The organism is Mycolicibacterium psychrotolerans (assembly GCF_010729305.1).
Classification (GTDB): domain Bacteria; phylum Actinomycetota; class Actinomycetes; order Mycobacteriales; family Mycobacteriaceae; genus Mycobacterium; species Mycobacterium psychrotolerans.
Window position 1 is genome coordinate 3672695 of record NZ_AP022574.1, and the last position, 16609, is coordinate 3689303.

The following is a 16609-nucleotide window of genomic DNA, read 5'->3' on the forward strand; positions in this document are numbered from 1 at the left end:
ACGCGCGGGCCGAGCGCATGTGCCGGCGAGGGAGGAATCATGACCGAACGTGTGACGGTGGGGAACCTGCGCGTCGCCCCGGTGTTGTACGACTTCATCACCCATGAGGCGCTGTCCGGCACCGGAATCGACCCCGACACGTTCTGGTCCGGCGTCGACAAGGTCGTCGCCGATCTCACCCCCAAGAATCAGGAGCTGCTCGCCCGCCGTGACGAACTGCAGGCCCAGATCGACCGGTGGCACCGCGCGCGGGTGATCGGCGGCTTCGAGCCCGAGGAGTACAAGCAGTTCCTCACCGACATCGGCTACCTGGAGCCCGAACCCGGCGACTTCACGATCACCACCGCCGGGGTGGACGACGAGATCACCACAACGGCCGGACCGCAGCTGGTGGTGCCGGTGCTCAACGCGCGCTTCGCCCTCAATGCCGCGAATGCGCGCTGGGGCTCGCTCTACGACGCGCTGTACGGCACCGACGTGATCTCCGAGGAGGACGGGGCCGAGCCGGGCACGAGTTACAACAAGGTGCGCGGCGACAAGGTGATCGCGTATGCCCGTACGTTCCTGGACGGCGCCGCCCCGCTGGCGCAGGGCTCGTGGTCGGACATCACCGGCCTGACCGTCGCCGACGGCGCCGTGACCGCGACGCTGGACGACGGTGGCTCCGAGGATGTCGACTCCTCGCGCGAGCGCTCGTCCGTGGAGCTGGAGGACCCCGCGCAGTTCGCCGGGTACCTCGGTGACCCCGACGCGCCGACCGCGGTGCTGCTGGTCAACAACGGCCTACACATCGAGATCCTCATCGACGCCGACTCCCCCATCGGCTCCACCGACCGGGCCGGCATCAAGGACGTCGTGCTGGAGTCGGCGATCACCACGATCATGGACTTCGAGGACTCGGTGGCCGCCGTCGACGCCGACGACAAGGTGCTGGGCTACCGCAACTGGCTCGGGCTGAACCGCGGCGATCTGGCCGAGGAGGTCTCCAAGGGCGGCAAGACCTTCACCCGGGTGCTCAACGCCGACCGCACCTATACCGCGCCCGACGGCGAGGCCGAGCTCACCCTGCCCGGCCGCAGCCTGCTGTTCGTGCGCAACGTCGGCCATCTGATGACCAACGACGCGATCACCGATGCCGACGGCAACGAGGTCCCCGAGGGCATCCAGGACGCGCTGTTCACCAGCCTCATCGGGATCCACGGCCTGCGTACCGAAGACGGCAACGGCCCGCTGGTCAACAGCCGCACCGGATCGATCTACATCGTGAAGCCGAAGATGCACGGGCCCGACGAGGTCGCGTTCACCTGCGAGCTGTTCAGCCGGGTCGAGGACGTGCTCGGCCTGCCGCAGAACACCATCAAGGTCGGCATCATGGACGAGGAGCGGCGCACCACGCTCAACCTCAAGGCCTGCATCAAGGCCGCCGCCGACCGGGTGGTGTTCATCAACACCGGTTTCCTGGACCGTACCGGCGACGAGATCCACACCTCGATGGAGGCGGGTCCGATGATCCGCAAGGGCGCGATGAAGTCGACCGCGTGGATCCAGGCCTACGAGAACCAGAACGTCGACATCGGCCTGGAGACCGGCTTCTCCGGCAAGGCGCAGATCGGCAAGGGCATGTGGGCCATGACCGAGTTGATGGCCGACATGGTCGAGCAGAAGATCGGCCAGCCCAAGGCCGGCGCGACCACCGCCTGGGTGCCGTCGCCGACCGCGGCGACGCTGCATGCGATGCACTACCACGCCGTCGACGTGTTCGCGGTGCAGGCAGAACTCGAGGGCGATCGCCGCGCGAGCATCGAGGACCTGCTGACCATCCCGCTGGCCAAGGAGCTGGCCTGGGCGTCGGAGGAGATCCGCGAGGAGGTCGACAACAACTGCCAGTCGATCCTCGGCTACGTGGTGCGCTGGATCGACGCCGGCGTGGGCTGCTCGAAGGTGCCCGACATCCACGACGTCGCGCTGATGGAGGACCGGGCCACGCTGCGGATCTCCAGCCAGCTGCTGGCGAACTGGCTGCGCCACGGCGTGATCACCGAGGAGGACGTCAAGGCCAGCCTGCGTCGGATGGCCGCGGTGGTCGACGAGCAGAACGCCGCCGATCCCGACTTCCGGCCCATGGCAACCGATCCCGAGGGCAGCATCGCTTTCCAGGCGGCCCAGGAACTCATCCTGGCCGGCGGCGCGCAGCCCAGCGGGTACACCGAGCCGATCCTGCACCGCCGGCGCCGGGAGTTCAAAGCGGCTAGTAACGTTGGCTGACCCCGACACCGAAGGCAGGCATGGGACGACATAGCCTCCCCGACCCCGACGACTCCAAGACCCCGGACGACTCCGGCGACGCGCGGGAGTTCACCGAGGACTCCCCCTCCGACGAGTCGCAGACCGAACGGTTCGACGCCGCGCCCCCGCGCCCCGGCGGGCCGCAGCACAGCGGCGGCTGGGACGGCGGCGAGTGGACCGGAAGCCACCGCGCCGTCACCCCGGGCCGGCGCGGAATCTCGGTGGGCGTCATCGCCGCCCTGGTCGGCGTCGTCGTCATCGTCGGCGCGGTGATTCTGTGGCGCTTCTTCGGTGACGCGCTGTCCAGCCGGTCAGACACGGCGGCGGCGCGCTGCGTCGAGGGCGAGGTGGCCGTCTCCGTGGTGGCCGACCCGGCGATCGCCGAACCCATCGGTGCGCTCGCCCAGCGGTACAACGACACCGCCGAGCCCGTCGGCGACAAGTGCGTCAAGGTCGGCGTCACATCCGCCGACTCCGAGAAGGTGTTCACCGGTCTGTCCGGCGACTGGCCCGGCGACCTGGGTGAGCGCCCGGCGCTGTGGATCCCGGGCAGCTCGGCCTCCGAGGCCCGGCTGGAAGCCAAGGCCGGCTCCCAGATCGTCAGCGACAGCCGCTCGCTGGTCACCTCGCCTGTCGTGCTCGCGGTCTCCCCGCAGCTCGAGGGCGCCATGAGCGAGCAGAACTGGGGCACCGTGGCGCGGCTGCAGAGCGATCAGGCCGGCCTGGACGGACTGGGGCTGCAGGGCTGGGGCGGGCTCCGGCTCGCGCTTCCACTCGGCGGGGACAGCGACGCGTCGTTCCTGGCCGCCGAGGCGGTGGCGGCTGCATCGGCGCCGTCCGGTGCGCCTCCCAGCGCGGGTCTGGGCGCGGTCAGCACGCTGATGGCCGGTTCCCCGAAGCTGGCCGACACCGAAGCCGGAACGGCGCTGGACGCACTCGTCGGCGCGAAGGATCCGGCCACCGCGCCGGTGCACGCGGTCGTCACCACCGAGCAGCGACTCTTCCAGCGCGCGGCGTCGCTGCCCGATGCCCGCTCGGCTCTCGCGTCGTGGCTGCCGCCCGGACCCACCGCGATGGCGGACTTCCCGACCGTGCTCCTTTCCGGTGACTGGCTGGCCCAGGAGCAGATCTCCGCGGCCAGCGAGTTCGCCCGTTTCCTGCGCAAGCCCGAACAACTCGCCGAACTGTCCAAGGCCGGCTTCCGTGTCGAGGGTCAGCAGTCGCCGGGCAACGACGTGGTCGACTTCGCGCCGGTCGGTGCGCCGCTGAACCTCGGCGACAACGCGCTGCGCGCGACGATCGCCGACACGCTGACCACGCCCGCCCAGAGTCCGACGGTCACGATCATGCTCGACCAGTCCATGCCGACCGACGAGGGCGGAAAGCCCCGGCTGACCAACGTCGTCGATGCCCTCGAGGCACGCCTGCAGGTGCTTCCGCCCGACTCCGGGGTGGGCCTGTGGACGTTCGACGGGGTGGCCGGGCGTTCGGAGGTGGGCCTGGGCGCCCTGTCCGACCAGGTCGACGGCCGGCCGCGCTCGGCCGCACTGACCGGTGCGCTGGACGGGCAGACGCCGTCGGCCGGCGGTGCGGTGTCGTTCACCACGCTGCGCCTGGTCTACACCGATGCGTCGGCGAAATATCGAGCGGGACAGAAGAATTCGGTGCTCGTGATCACCTCGGGTCCGCACACGGACCAGTCGCTGGGGGCCGACGGGCTGCGGCAGTACATCAGCGGCGCCTTCGATCCCGCCAAGCCGGTCGCCGTCAACGTCATCGACTTCGGTGACGACTCCGACCGGGCCACCTGGGAGGCCGTCGCGCAGACCACCGGGGGCAGCTATCAGAACGTCGGCAGTTCGACGGACCCGGAGCTGGCGTCGGCGATCGCGAAGCTGTTGGGCTGACCCTCCGCCGTCCGCGCCGTATATTGGCCTGCGTGACCAGGGCGTTCTGGCGTAAGAACGGCGTCAGAAGGGGTGTGCGCATCGTGGCGACGACGCACTTCGCCCCGGTGTGGCTGGCGCTGCGCGCCACGCCGACGGTCGGACCGCTCGTCAACCGATGGATCATCAACTCGCTGGTCTACACGATGCGGACCCGGCCCGGCGCGTTGAGCACCATGCTGCCGTGGACGTCGTGGGAGTCGTTGCACGACCGCACGTTCAGCCAGCGCCACCTACCGCCGAAGCCCGAGTTCCAGGCCGGCCTCCCTGCGCCTGCCGAGGTCGCGGCCCTGTTCGAGAGGCGCGGTGCGGCCTGCGAAAAGTCGGCCAGATCGACGCTGCTGTTCCCGCTGTTCGCGCAGTGGTTCGTCGACGGGTTCCTGCGCACCGACCCCCGCGATGACACCAGAAACACCTCGACCCACGACATCGACCTGAGTCAGCTCTACGGCCAGACCACCGACGTGACACGGATGTTGCGGGAAGGCACCGGCGGCCGGCTGAAGACCGAGAAGACCCTGGCCGCGGAGTTCCCGCCTTATCTGTGCGACGCCGACGGGGTGGTCAAGGAAGAATTCGCCGACCTGGAGATCATTTTCCGCGGCGGCGACCTCAAGGCCGCCGGCGGCGGACCGGTGCCCGATGCGCTGCGGCCCAAGCTGTTCGCGCTGGGGATCCCGCGCGGCAACATCCACTACGGCTTCACGATGATCAGCACGCTGTTCCTGCGCGAACACAACCGCATCGCCGGCGTGATCAGCGCCGCCCATCCCGACTGGAGCGACGACCGGGTCTTCGACACCACACGCAACACGCTGACCGTGGTGCTGCTCAAGATCGTCATCGAGGACTACATCAACCACATCACCCCGATCCGGTTCCCGCTGTGCGTCGAACCCGGCATCGGCGCGAACGAGAAGTGGTACCGGCAGAACTGGATGTCCGTCGAGTTCAACCTGCTCTACCGGTGGCACTCCCTGGTGCCGACCGAGGTCACGGTCGGCGGCCGCCGCCGCACGTTCGCCGACCTGTGGTGGGACACCCGGCCGGTCACCGAACACGGGCTGTCGGCGCTGTTCGACGAGGCCTCCCGGCAGCCCTGCAGCACCATCCGGCTCGGCAACACCGACGCCTCCATGCTGGCCATCGAGGAGAAGTCGATCGTGATCGGCCGGCACGCCGAACTGGCGTCCTACAACGACTACCGGCGAGCGTGCGGCTTTCCCGCGCTGCGCTCGATCGACGACCTGACCTCCCGCAGCGAGGTGCGCAGCGCCCTCGAGCGCTGCTACGGCACCGACGGTATCGACCGCGTCGAGTTGTTCGTCGGGTTGTTCGCCGAGGATGTCCGGCGGGGCAGCACGCTGCCGCCGGTGATGAGTGCGATGGTGGCGGTCGACGCCTTCTCCCAGGCACTGACCAACCCGTTGCTCGACCCGGGTGTGTACGGTGAGGCGACGTTCTCGGCGGAGGGCATGCAGGTGCTGAATTCCACGAGAACGCTGGCGGACCTCGTGCGGCGCAACATCGGCGGGGAAGCTGCTACGCCGCGGGTCAGTCTCGGGCGACGACGCTGGCGCTGATCTGTCTGAGCAACCGCCCAGCAGGTCAAACGTATGGTCCGCAAAGCGAAGTACCCAGCCTCGCTTCGCTGTCGATATTGCCCGATGACGAGCAGCAATGGTATGACGGCGTTACCCGATCGACGCCAGGATCTGCGATGATGAGGGAACCGTCTGGCAAAGAGGGGGATGGAGCTGAGGATGCCGACTCGACGGCACGGCCGGTCGCGGCGCGCCGCTGCGCCGGTCGCTGCAGGCAACTGGCGGGACCGCAAGCGGTACGTGTGGCTGCTCGGCATCGTCATCCCGATCCTCGTGCCGACGTCCTGGGCGGCCGTCATGCTGACCGGCTCCGGGCTGTTCTGGTGGTCGGGACCGATGCTGATGTTCTTCGTGATCCCGGCCCTGGATTACCTCGTCGGCCCGGACGCGGAGAACCCTCCCGACAGTGTGCTGGTCCACCTCGAGCAGGACCGCTACTACCGCTGGGCGACCTATCTGTACCTGCCCGCGCAGTACGTCTCGCTGCTCCTGGCGTGCTGGCTGTGGACCGGCGGCGGCGGGGTCACGATGACTCTGCCCGACAAGGTCGGACTGATGCTGACCGTCGGCGGCATCGGGGGCATCGCGATCAACACCGCCCACGAACTCGGGCACCAACGCGCCCGGTCGGAGCGGTGGCTGAGCAAGATCGCGCTCGCGCAGACCGGGTACGGGCATTTCTTCGTCGAGCACAACCGCGGCCACCACGCCCGGGTGGCGACCGTCGAGGACCCGGCCAGCTCGCGGCTGGGCGAGAACGTCTACTTCTTCTACTGCCGGTCGATCCTGGGCAGCCTGCGCTCGGCGTGGTCCATCGAAGCCCGGCGACTGCGGCGCCATCGGGGTGCGGTGTTCAGCCTGCGCAACGACGTCCTCAACGCGTGGCTGATGACCGTCGTGCTGTTCGCGGCGTTGATCGTCGGCTTCGGTGTCGAGGTGGTGCCGTGGCTGATCGGGCAGGCGCTGATTGGGGTGTTCCTCCTCGAGACGATCAACTATCTCGAGCACTACGGGCTGCGCCGTCAGCGCCGCGCCGACGGATGCTATGAGCAGGTGCGTCCGTCGCACAGCTGGAACAGCAACTCGGTGATCTCCAACGTGTTCCTGTTCCACTTGCAGCGCCACTCCGACCACCACGCCAACCCGCAGCGGCGCTACCAGGCGCTGTGTCACGCCGACGAGGCGCCGCAGCTGCCGGCCGGCTACGCGGCGATGGTGGTGCTGGCGCTGTGCCCGCCGCTGTGGCGGCGGGTGATGGACCGGCGCGTGGCCGCTCACTACCGCGGGGACGTGCGATTGGCCGCGCTCAAACCGCGCGACGCCGATCGGCTACTGCAGCGGAGCTGACTGGACTGTGCCCGTAGGTTGGCGCTTACTGCGCCGGTACAGACGAGCCGGACCTGATCAGGATGTGAGGCGTCTCGCAGCCGACTGATTGGAGATCATCGCGTGATTCTTCGAGCGACCGACCAAAGTTACTCGAGGAAAAGAATCGACACGATGACCACTGCCCACAATATCGCGGGCGACAGCGCTGTTCGCGTTATGCAGCGCCTTCCCGAAGAGCACCGAACTGTCGGCGCCGATATCAAGCGATGTGTCACGCTCGCGAAGCTCCAGCAACCGTGGGGATACACCACGATGGTGCTGCTGGCGCTGGTTCCGCCGCTGTGGGACACGTGTGATGGACCGGTGCCCAGCTTGGGGCACTAGTCACACTCACCGAGAGAAAGCTCCAGAGCTGGCCCGCTCACCTGGTCCGACGGAAGCTATAACGCGCTACCGTCCCACTAGGTTGACTGGGCGGGAATGGGTGCCGCGGTGACGACGCTCATGCAGCGTCGGCGCACGACTGCGCGCCCGCCGTGCCGGGGGGCCAAAGCCACGCCCCGATCCCAGAGTCGCTCGGACGGGGCGCCAGTGGGCTCGATTTCAAGTTCGCGAAGCAGAGTCCGCAAAGCGATGTCCATCTCCATGTTCGAGAAGTTTGCGCCGATGCACCGATTGACGCCTCCGCCGAACGGAATCCAGAGCGGCGGCTTCGGCGCACCCTCCAGATACCGGTCTGGGTTGAATTGCTCGGCGCCGGCGTAGTTGGCTTCCTCCATATGGGCCAATTGAATACTTATGAACATGTTCGTGTTCTCGGGTAGCACCCATTCTCCGAGACGGACGCGCTGCTTGGTTCGGCGTGGAATGTTGTCGATGACCGGACGCGTGCGTTGGGACTCCCAGATGACGCGCTGCCGGAGGTCCGATGTTCCGGCGTCAACCTCATCGGTCAGCCGGGCCAGCAGGTCGGGATGACGCCTCAATCGTTCGATTGTCCAGGACAGTTGGGTAGCTGTTGTTTCATGGCCAGCCACCACCATAGTCAAGAGTTCGTCGGAGATGTGAGCATCGGAGATCGGTTCGCCGTTGTCGTATCGAGCGGCTAATAGGAGCGACAGCACATCCGCGCGTTCTTCTGAGTGCGGATCGGATCGTGCGTCCTCGATGAGGCCAGCGATCACCGTGTCGATCCGCGCCCGGATCCGCTTGAAACGTCCGCCGGGACTCCATGGACCCAGGTCGCGGCGGGCTGCGGCGGGGAGCAGCACGAACCGTGAACCCATCGCGACGGCACGCGGTATCAAGTCGCGAAGTTCGGCGAGCGCAGCGCCCTCTGCACCGAACACGGTGCGCAGTATCACGTTCAGCGTGATACGCATCATCGGCTCGAGGGTCTCGAATTCCTGAGCCTCGGGCCAACCGGCGATTTCACGTCTCACCTCCTCTTCAACAATTGGTTCATAGCCGCGTACGCGTTTGCCGTGGAAAGGGGGAACGAGAAGCTTGTGGCGGCTCAGGTGCTCCTCCCCTTCGAGACTGAAGGTCGAACCAGGGCCGATCGTGGCACCGAGATTGTGCCCCGGACGGACGATGAGGTCGCGGTGTGTCGCAAAGATGTCTTTGGTCAGCGCAGGGTCACTCACCACCACGGTTCGTCCCAGTACCGGCACATTGACAGTGAACTCACTCCCATAGCGCCGGTGCGCCGCCGATACCGCCTGGTTGCGGACGGTCAACATCATCAGACCCTGCGCAAGCTTGGGAATCGGCGGACCTGGCGGGAGTCGCACAGGGTCAGTCGTCGCCTCTACCAAGTCTCAGCTCTCCGTTCGCGATGTCAATAGCGGGTTGACACCTGTCATGAAGCCCCAATGATACCAATGGTTACATGAAATGAGGCCGAGCTGTGTCAACCGTCTCCTGACGGTGTTGCGCATGCGATCGCCGGTTGACTATCACGAGAACGAGTAGTCGGTGAGCGGGAAGGTGTTCTGCTCGGCCAGGACCGCCCTCGGGGTGTTTGGTCGCAGAACCGTCTCACCGTTCGGTCCGAAGTAGTACGAGCGTGAACTCGCGCAGTTACCCAAGTGCAGCAGGGTGTTGCGCTGCTGACGCTCCATCCTCTCAGTGAACGATGCGCTGGCCAGTTCGCTCACCTCGAAGGTGGCGGCATTGCGGCGTTTGAGTTCAGTGAAGAGCCGCGCCATATGGCGGCTCTGGTATTCGACCATGTTGAAGAAGGACAGTCCGCTGTTGGCGTACGGTCCGGCTGCCAGCCCCAGGTAGTTCGGGAATGAGGGTACCGCCATTCCCTGGTAGGTCTGAAACCCATTCGCTCGCCACCACTTTCCAAGGTTCCGCCCGTGCCGGCCGATGATTTCGATCGCCGGGAAGTTGGATTCCCAGATGTCGAAGCCGGTGGCGAGTACCAAGACGTCGATCTCGGTTTCCGAACCGTTTGTCGATACGATACGGTCGGGCTCTATTCGTTCGATGCCGGCCGCGTCCAAGTGGACATTGCGCTTGGTGAATGCTTTGTAGTACTCGTTCGAGTAGGTGGGCCGTTTGCATCCGAAGTCGTACTCGGGGGTCAGCTGGCGGCGCAGTTCCTTGTTTCGGATCGCTAGGAAGCGCTGCATGTTTGCCAGCTTCGCCGTCGATTTCGCCAGCACGCGGAGCTGGCGATATCTGATCGCCGGCAAGAAGACGACTGCCGACTGCGTGTCGGTTAGCCAGCGAAAGATGCGCTGCGTCCACGGCATTCGAGCGAAAAGCTTTTGAACGCTCCGGGGTATGGCGAAGTCCTGCTTTGGAACGACATGGATGGGTGTGCGCTGGTACACGGTCATCTCCGCGGCCACCTTGGCGAGTTCCGGGATCAGCTGTACGGCGGTCGCGCCGGTCCCGATGATCGCAACCCGTCGTCCAGCGAAGTCGTACGCCTCGTCCCAGGCCGTTGTGTGGATGATCTTTCCGGCAAAATCGCTGATACCAGGTATGTGCGGATAGCAGGGCTGCGACATGAAACCCGTTGCCGTGATAAGGAACCGTGCAACGAACGTCTGACCGCCTGCAACCGAGACCAGCCACACCTTGTCGTCGTCGTCCCAGCGTGCGCTCTCGACCTTGGTATTGAACCGCATGAAGCGACGAACGTCGTACTTGTCCGCGACATGATCGGCGTATTGCTTGATCTCCTGTCCTGGCGCGTACAGCCTCGACCAGAACGGGTTCGGCTCGAACGAGTAGCAGTAGGTCGGCGAAGGCAGATCTACGGCAAGGCCGGGGTACCGATTGATGTGCCAGACACCTCCGAGGTCGCTCTCGCGCTCGAGGATCGCTATGTTGCTGAAACCCAAGCCTCTGAGCTGGATCGCCGATCCGATACCGGCGAACCCAGCGCCCACGATGATGGCGTCGAGGGGTTGCTGGTCAGCAGTCATGGCTCACACCGTAGCCCATCGGCTACGCAGATTCAGCTTCATCATCGGCAGCAGCCAGTAATCCGGGGCCGCTCCTGCCTCAGGGGCGGCCTCAGGAGTCATCGCACAAGACAATTCGATGGATGGCCGTTCACTTCGCCGAGCCACACCGCGGGCTACTGCCGAGTGCCAAACGAGACCTCATTGTTTGCTCTGACGAACTGTGCGCGCAGAGTTTGCTGGCTTGAGTCACGATTACTGTGCGCCAGCGGCTGCTCTAGGCAACTCATTCGCTGGGAACACTGCGCCGTTGAAGTGCTATGACACCTGTACATCTATTCTCCAGCTATCATGCATGCTGACCGTCTGGATCATGTTCCCCAAGCGTGCGCGAGCGTCATAACGCTAACTGTCGACGGCTCTTTTCGTTAACCGCCTGACCGTATTGGTGTCTCCTGAAGCCCTCTAATCCGTTAACGAGAGGGCTGTGGAAGCCCATCGCCACATTCGAGATCTTCTACCTCAGTGGACGCCCCCAGGCGTCATCCGCCGATTCAGACGGGGCCTTCGACCGCTGCTCGACATCGACCCATAGCCAGTGAGCAGGCAAGACCTTGATTCCCACAACCCTCTTCCAGAAAAATTTATTTTTTGCCAAGGTCGAGATGTCACCACGGTATGCCATGACGAGAGCCGCCCCGCATTACTCGACAAGTTTGCTGGATTCATCAAATCAGGGAGGTGTGTCGAATTTGCTAGCACAGGTCGCTTACGTGGCGCATTCTTGTGTGGCCATCTGCTACCAAGACGGCCTCATTTCGATTACTGCTCTGACCAGGAGATCTACATGCGTTTGCTTCTCAGAACGGCGAGAGTGACTGCAGTGTCACTGTTCGCAGCAGTTTGCCTGGCCGTGGTCGCGGCAATGGCGCCGGCATGGGCCGGCACGACGCTTGTCGTTGGCGGCATCATGCAGAAGACAGTCCCGGACATCATCATGGAGAACCTGCTTGCGCAGCGGTTCGCAGGCGATACGCTCCGCGACATCGAGTGGCCAGCCGAGGCCAAACCCTACATCGGCAAGCAGTACACGCTCGGTCAGTCCATCGGTATCGGAACGGACAACCTTTACAGCCAGATCCTCAGTTCGACCCAGCCGATAACCGTCGTCGGACTTTCAGCAGGTTCGCTCGTCGTGGACGAGACGATGCGACGGCTTCTCGAGGACGGCGCGTCGGCGCCGAGCAAGGCGAATCTGACTTTTGTGATCGTAGCTGACTCCAGTCGGCAGAAGTTCATCAACGACGTGAAGTACAACCCTCGCTTCGATTACACCTACAAGCCGGCACCCGTGACAAAGTATGACGTCATTGTCGTGACCGGCGAATACGATGGATTTGCCGACTTCCCGGATCGCGTGTGGAACATGCTCGCTGTGATCAACGCCTACGCAGGAGTCATCACAGAGCATGTACCCACTGCCTTCGCTGATCTCGACAAGGTTCCGCTCAAGAACATCACCGAAGAGGTGAACGCTCTGGGCGGAAAGACGATCCATTACCTGGTGCCCGCCACCACCCTGCCCATCGTCAAGCTTCTACCGTTCTTGAAGCGCTCCGAGGCGTCATTGAAGGCATCGATCGACAAGGCCTACAAGCGCAACGACCCGCAACCAGTCGTTAAAGCGAATGTGTCACCGGCGGACGTCGTGGCAACCGCTGTCGGCACTGAGGACACGGAAGACGTGAGGGACGAAGTCGAGACGACGGGCGAGAAGGCGGCCGACGAGGCCGAATCGCCTCGCGTCAACGAAGCCGATGACAATGCTGATGCGACGACATCGCGCTCCCGCGAGGTCACCGACGAACCGGACGACACGGACGTCGCGGACAGCGTGGACGACGACGAATCCACGGTGTCTGAGGAGTCCGAGGAAACCAGCAACGATGAAGACTCGACCTCTACCGAGTCGGCCGACAGCGACGATACGTCATCCTCGGATTCTGAAGGTGCCCCGACACGCGAACCGTCGACCAGCGATGCGGAGTCTGAGGTCTGAGCACCTGATCAATGTTTAGCAAATCGCTCCGCGTGGCCGGGTCCCCAACTGGGGGTCCGGCTGCGCGGCAAATCGGGTGCGGCCGCTCAGCACGGCGCTCGGTGTCAAGGCTTTCGGCAGCAACCTTGCACACGAACCGCGGACACGTCGCGGATGTGCCGGAATGCCAGACCTCGGGGCAAAAGAGCCCGACTACGCAAAGGAACTCGTGTCTGAGAAGGCTTGTGTCAACAGTGATGATCGAAACGGCACAAGGCACACGACCCGCTCGCAGTGGTGCAAAGCCACTCGGGAGCACAGCGATGACATTGTCGTCACAACTTCCACAATCGCCCGGCTCCTGCGAGGTCGGAGTTACGATCACCATACCTAGCAAACTCTCGGCGGGTCTGGAGGGGTAGGGCCTGATAGTGAATGGACGAACCACCAGATCGAGAATGGGTTTGCTTACCGCCGCGGTCGGCGCGACGGTCCTGATCACCGCCGTTACGCCTCCTGCTGCTGAGGCGGCGAGCGTGCTGACCTTCAGCCCGCTGCCCTCTCAGATGCCGCGAGCCTTAACGGGCGCGATGTGCCAGAGTCCGAACACCTGTCAAGAGGTCAAGTACTCGTTCTGGATGAACGTCTCAATCGAGCGGATCTCTGAGGCCATTGCGACGGCGACTGTCGCATTGCCACCGGAACCGCCTGATGAGGTGCCGTCCGAAACGGAGGTAAGTGTGCTTCCGCGCGGACATGGGGTCGCGGTCTTCGCATTGAGCGGTGGTGCCATTGCCGTGGCGGACTGGATCGAGCACCACGCGGGGGATGTGGACGCTCCATCGGCCGAGGCGTTGTCCTTTGTCGTCATCGGGAATCCGACTCGCAAGTACGGCGGGGTGAACCGTGCAATCTCAAACATGCCGCCCTCGCAGTACCAGGTGATCGATATCGCTCGCCAGTACGATCCTGTCGCTGATGCTCCCGACAGGTTCAACCTGCTTGCGCAACTCAACGTGATGATGGGACTGCTTTCGCCCCTTCACACGAACTACGCACCGGTCAATGTGGATGATCCGGCCAACATCCGGTGGACTGAAGGCCACATCACCTACATTTTGGTACCGACGCTGGACCTGCCACTGTTGGCTCCGCTGCGTGCACTCGGCCTGCGAGACCTCGCTGCACGCCTCGACGCACCGTTGAGGGAAATCATCGAAAGAGCCTACGATCGGCCGTTCGAGACGACACCGCCCTCAACTCCCGAACCGCAGTCGGTGCCGATTGTGCAGAGCATTGCTTCGCCGGCGATTCAGCCAGACGCCCTTGGTGCGACCGACGGAACTGACGATCACGTCGCGGTTAGTGGAGGGCCCGCCCCAGATGCACCCATTGGCGAATCGACCGCCGCGAGCGAGACCACGCGTAGCGCCGAAAATCCTTCCCAGGGCGATGCTATCGAGGACGAAGAAGTCGTCGAACAGGAGGTGGTCGACGACAAGGTGGTAGCGGACGAGATGGTCGACGACGAGTCGGCCGACGATTCCGTGGACGAGAACCTCGCCGACGAGTCCGATGACGGTGACACCTCCCCCGCACACAGTGTTGACCCGAACGAGGTCACCGACGCCGAACCGGCGAGCGGCGCCGACGGGACACCCGCTCAGGACGGGGACTCACCGGCGGCGGCATCGAGCTGAGCCCGAAGGCGCACGCCGGCAAGAACATGTGCTTGGCTAGCGGCATGGACGTTGGTGACCTGGAGCCGGTGGAACGCACCGCGCTGCTCACTGAGTATGCGCGAGCGCTTGACGCCAGTGCAGCGCGGCCGATTCTTGCAGACCCTTTGGCCCGCAGCACGGTCGACGAAATCGACTTCCCTTTCTCCGACCTCGGAGTGACACCAAGTGTGCGAACCCTGGTAGCACTGCGTGCCAGAATGCTGGACCAGCGCGTCCGAGACTTCGTCACAGTGAATCCGTGTGCCGTCGTGGTGGATCTCGGTGCCGGGCTCAACAGCATGGTGTTTCGCGTCGATCCACCGGCCACCGTCGATTGGTTCAGCGTCGACCTCCCTCGTGTCATCCAACTCCGTAACGCCCTACTTCCACAACGTGAGAACGCACGCAACCTCTCTGCGTCGGTGATCGAGGATGACTGGGCTGCGACGCTTCCGAGGGATCGCTCCACGGCGATCGTCGCCGACGGACTCTTCGCCTTCCTGACCGAGTCCGCGATCGTCGGTCTGTTTCGCGGCCTGACGACCAACTTTCCTTCCGGCATGCTCGTTTTCAACGACTACGGCAGAGTGGGCCGGTTGAATCGCATCACGGGCCGGTTGGCCATGCGGGGGACGAACTCACCACACCAGCACTGGAATTTCGCCGGCTTCAAGGACGCTCGACATCCCGAGACGTGGAACCCCCGGCTTCACCTGAACGAGGAGGTCAGCGCCATGTTCGAACCCGAGGCGGCTGCCTTTCCGATGGGCCTGCGGCTGGCCAGCCGAGTGGCCAAGCGGTTTCCACCGATCGCGCGCAAGGCGCGAGTACTGCGCTATCGCTTCTGACGATCCTTCATGAGATGCCTGGTTCACCCGCGGATACCGACGAGGTCGTGTTCTGGGACGATCGCGATTGACGCCGATGCACAACCGCGAGACCGCCTTTTCTCGGCGCGATAGACACTCCGCGGTTATGTGCACCCTCAGCGGGAGCATCCGTTGGCTCGAAACGCAAGTGCTGCAACATGGCACGCACCGCAACTTCCATCTCCATGGTCGCGAACGAGGCACCAATGCAGCGCATCATGCCGCCGCCAAAAGGCGGGTAGGCGAACGGGTTCGGACTGGTGCCCAAGAACCGGTCCGGATCGAACTTCTCCGGGTTCGGGAAACTGTCAGCGGAGGTCATCGCAAGGTGCAGACTGCCGAGCACCGTCGTGTCCTCGGGGATCACCCATTCGCCGAGCTTGACTCGCGTCCGGGTGCGGCGTAGAGAGGCCGTCAAAACCGGGCGGGTCCGCTGAACCTCTTGAATGGTGGCGCGCAGGAGCTGCGACTGCCCGGCATCCACCTCCTCGGTCAAGCGCGCCAGCAGGTCGGGATGGCGACGAATACGTTCGATTACCCAAGAAAGCTGCGCGGAAGTCGTCTCGTGGCCGGCGACCAACAACGTGAGCAACTCGTCGGCGATGTGCTGGTCGGAAATCGGACTGCCGTCCTCGTACCGGGTCCGCAACAACAGAGTCAAGACATCGTCGCGATTGTCGAAGTTGGGGTCAGCCCGGGCGTCGGCGATGAGGGTAGCGATCAGCTTGTCCATCTTCCGCCGGTACTGTGCGAACCGTCCCCCTGGGCTCCACTTGCCCAGATCGCGGCGTATAGCTTCCGGCAAGAGGGCGATGCGCGAGCCGAACTCCACCGCCGCGGGCATCAGGGTGCGAAGTTCTTCCAGCTCCCTACCTTCGGCACCGAATACGGCGCGCAGGATGGTGTTCAGAGAGATGCGCATCATTGGGTCGAGCGTCTCGAACTCCACTCCCTCTGGCCAGGTGGCAATTTCAGCCAGCACCTCGTCCTCGGTGATGCGCTCGTAGGACCGCATGCTCTTGCCACTGAACGGTGGCAGCAACAGCTTGCGCCGTGCCAGCAACTCGTCACCATCGAGAGCGAAGACCGAACCGCTGCCGAGGATGTCGCCAAGATTCTTGGTCGGCCTACCGATCAGTTCGCGACTGGAACTGAAGAGCTCTTTGATGTCGCTGGGCGAGCTGAGTACCACCATGCGGCCGAAAACGGGTACGTTCAGCGTGAACGCACTCCCGTAGCGCTTCTCGAGCGCGGTGAAGACCGTGTTCTGCGCTGCAACTGTAGCCAGACCCTGTATCAGCTTCGGCGCGCGTGGTCCCGGTGGGAGCCTCACCGGATCTGTTGTCGCGGTCGTCATCTCATCACCCCTTCGAGTGGCCGGTGAAGAACAT

The 16609-nt window shown here is 64.4% G+C and carries 11 protein-coding genes; 8 read left to right on the forward strand and 3 right to left on the reverse strand.

The genetic code is table 11. The features are described from left to right. The first annotated feature begins 39 nt into the window (after nt 1–39). From G6N45_RS18075 to G6N45_RS18095, 5 genes are all read left to right on the forward strand, one after another. On the forward strand, nt 40–2265 hold the full coding sequence (locus tag G6N45_RS18075; RefSeq protein ID WP_163723500.1) for a malate synthase G: 2226 nt from the start codon (nt 40–42) through the stop codon (nt 2263–2265). A 20-nt stretch (nt 2266–2285) separates the two neighbouring features. Beyond that, on the forward strand, nt 2286–4193 hold the full coding sequence (locus tag G6N45_RS18080) for a substrate-binding domain-containing protein (protein WP_163723501.1): 1908 nt from the start codon (nt 2286–2288) through the stop codon (nt 4191–4193). 32 nt (nt 4194–4225) lie between these two features. Next, a complete protein-coding gene (locus G6N45_RS18085) occupies nt 4226–5815 on the forward strand; it encodes a peroxidase family protein (protein WP_163723502.1) in 1590 nt (529 codons plus the stop codon). A 180-nt stretch (nt 5816–5995) separates the two neighbouring features. After that, the gene (locus G6N45_RS18090) at nt 5996–7183 is read left to right on the forward strand and encodes an alkane 1-monooxygenase (protein WP_163723503.1); all 1188 of its coding nucleotides are present in this window, start codon (nt 5996–5998) and stop codon (nt 7181–7183) included. A 153-nt stretch (nt 7184–7336) separates the two neighbouring features. Beyond that, on the forward strand, nt 7337–7549 hold the full coding sequence (locus G6N45_RS18095) for a hypothetical protein (RefSeq protein WP_163723504.1): 213 nt from the start codon (nt 7337–7339) through the stop codon (nt 7547–7549). A gap of 77 nt (nt 7550–7626) precedes the next feature. Here the strand turns inward: G6N45_RS18095 and G6N45_RS18100 are convergent, their stop codons facing one another. Both G6N45_RS18100 and G6N45_RS18105 read right to left on the reverse strand, forming a co-directional pair. Then, nucleotides 7627–8982 carry a cytochrome P450 gene (locus G6N45_RS18100; protein WP_163723505.1) on the reverse strand — a complete coding sequence of 452 codons (1356 nt, stop codon included), beginning with the start codon at nt 8980–8982 and terminating at the stop codon, nt 7627–7629. A 141-nt stretch (nt 8983–9123) separates the two neighbouring features. Next, a complete protein-coding gene (locus G6N45_RS18105; RefSeq protein ID WP_163723506.1) occupies nt 9124–10611 on the reverse strand; it encodes a flavin-containing monooxygenase in 1488 nt (495 codons plus the stop codon). A gap of 862 nt (nt 10612–11473) precedes the next feature. Here G6N45_RS18105 and G6N45_RS18110 point away from each other — a divergent pair. The 3 genes from G6N45_RS18110 to G6N45_RS18120 all read left to right on the forward strand — a co-directional run bounded on the left by G6N45_RS18110 (nt 11474) and on the right by G6N45_RS18120 (nt 15197). Further along, nucleotides 11474–12649, forward strand: a complete 1176-nt coding sequence (locus G6N45_RS18110; RefSeq protein ID WP_246228715.1) for a PE-PPE domain-containing protein — start codon at nt 11474–11476, stop codon at nt 12647–12649. A 437-nt stretch (nt 12650–13086) separates the two neighbouring features. Beyond that, nucleotides 13087–14328, forward strand: a complete 1242-nt coding sequence (locus G6N45_RS18115; protein WP_163723508.1) for a PE-PPE domain-containing protein — start codon at nt 13087–13089, stop codon at nt 14326–14328. Between the two features lie 44 nt (nt 14329–14372). Then, nucleotides 14373–15197 carry a class I SAM-dependent methyltransferase gene (locus G6N45_RS18120; protein WP_246228716.1) on the forward strand — a complete coding sequence of 275 codons (825 nt, stop codon included), beginning with the start codon at nt 14373–14375 and terminating at the stop codon, nt 15195–15197. Nucleotides 15198–15204: 7 nt separating this feature from the next. Here the strand turns inward: G6N45_RS18120 and G6N45_RS18125 are convergent, their stop codons facing one another. Beyond that, the gene (locus G6N45_RS18125; RefSeq protein ID WP_163723510.1) at nt 15205–16575 is read right to left on the reverse strand and encodes a cytochrome P450; all 1371 of its coding nucleotides are present in this window, start codon (nt 16573–16575) and stop codon (nt 15205–15207) included. Nucleotides 16576–16609 lie beyond the last annotated feature (34 nt).